This window comes from Streptomyces sp. NPDC002130, from assembly GCF_040296465.1.
In the GTDB taxonomy this organism is placed as follows: Bacteria; Actinomycetota; Actinomycetes; order Streptomycetales; family Streptomycetaceae; genus Streptomyces.
Genome location: NZ_JBEOXI010000987.1, coordinates 1 through 1248, shown reverse-complemented (window position 1 = coordinate 1248; position 1248 = coordinate 1). Strand labels below are relative to the sequence as shown.

The following is a 1248-nucleotide window of genomic DNA, read 5'->3' as shown; positions in this document are numbered from 1 at the left end:
GCCCGCGCTTGTGCAAGTTCGGCGTTGTAGCGGGCGATGACGCGTTCGGCGACTTCGCGGCGATCGAGAGCCGTGAGTTGCGCGGTCATGGCCTGCTTCCAGGACGAGCCCGTCGTGCCCTCGTCGACGACGAGCACCGGAGCGATGTCAGTGCCGAGCAGGCCTTTGTCCTGGTAGTAGCCCCACCAGCCTTTCCCGACGACCAACAGATCGGGGTCGAAGCTCAGTATCGATTCCGCATTCGGTTCGTTGTTCGTCCCACCGAGGCGAGCTGCGCCGGCGGGTACCTGCTGCATGAGTTGCGACTTCGGATCCCAATTGGTCGCGACGATCGGGTACTCGGCCAATAGTGCAAAATCGAGGGCTCCTCGGGCTTCGAGCACCACCACACGCTTGGGGTCCCGCGGGAGGCGGTAGGCCTGGTCCGCGACGACGATGTCGACCCATTCGTCCGAGGTTTCGGTGCCGCTGGATTCGCTCGAACATGCAGACAGTGCGCCCAGTGCACCGAGCGCCGCTGCACCGGTCAGGAACCCGCGTCGTGTCAAGGAATCGATCAGACGGGTGAATTCGCCGTCCACATCTTTTGTCGACTGCAAGGGGGTTTCGGTCGATTCGATCACAGGCATGAGAAGGCACAGCTCCATCTGGTGTTCTGGGCATTTGAGGGTGCCTTTTCAACCTATTCGACCGTGACCGCCGACGCCTTGCTCGAAAACGCCAACCGCTCACCAGATTTAGCCAGTCCGCGTTGGCGGGTGTCGCAGAGCTCCCTCCTCGGATTCGGCTCGTTGTGGAGGGGCGCGCCCATCCGATCCGAACTCGAGGTATCGTGACCGACATGCAGCGCGTCTATTTCTGGTTTAGCAGGCCGGCCCCGGGTGGGCCTGCCGGCGTAACCACGCGCTGACAACCTCCACCCAAGAGCCGGACTACAGACCGGCTCGCTGGAGTTTCTCTTCATCTCTGGGGTCGGCCTGAGAACAGGAAACCGAAAACCCCATGACTGTCACCATCGACACCACCGCAGCTTCGGACAGCCTCGACGATCAGCGGACTGTGAGTATCAGTCCGCTCGTGTCACCGGCGACTGTTCGGGCCCAGCACGCTCCGGACGAGGTCGCGGCCGCAACCGTGCGCACCGGGCGTGCTGACACCATCAACATCCTCAACGGTGACGACGACCGTTTGATCGTCGTCGTCGGTCCGTGCTCCGTGCACGATCCGGAAGCGGCGATGGACTACGCC

The 1248-nt window shown here is 62.9% G+C and carries 1 protein-coding gene and 1 pseudogene; one reads left to right on the top strand and one right to left on the bottom strand.

Translation table 11 applies throughout. The annotated features are described in order from the left end of the window. A partial coding sequence (locus ABT116_RS47680; protein ID WP_351647705.1) for an ABC transporter substrate-binding protein occupies positions 1-629 on the bottom strand: 629 nt, incomplete at its 3' end. Positions 630-1002: 373 nt separating this feature from the next. Here ABT116_RS47680 and ABT116_RS47675 point away from each other — a divergent pair. Beyond that, positions 1003-1248: pseudogene (locus ABT116_RS47675) on the top strand (hypothetical protein); the annotation flags it as partial.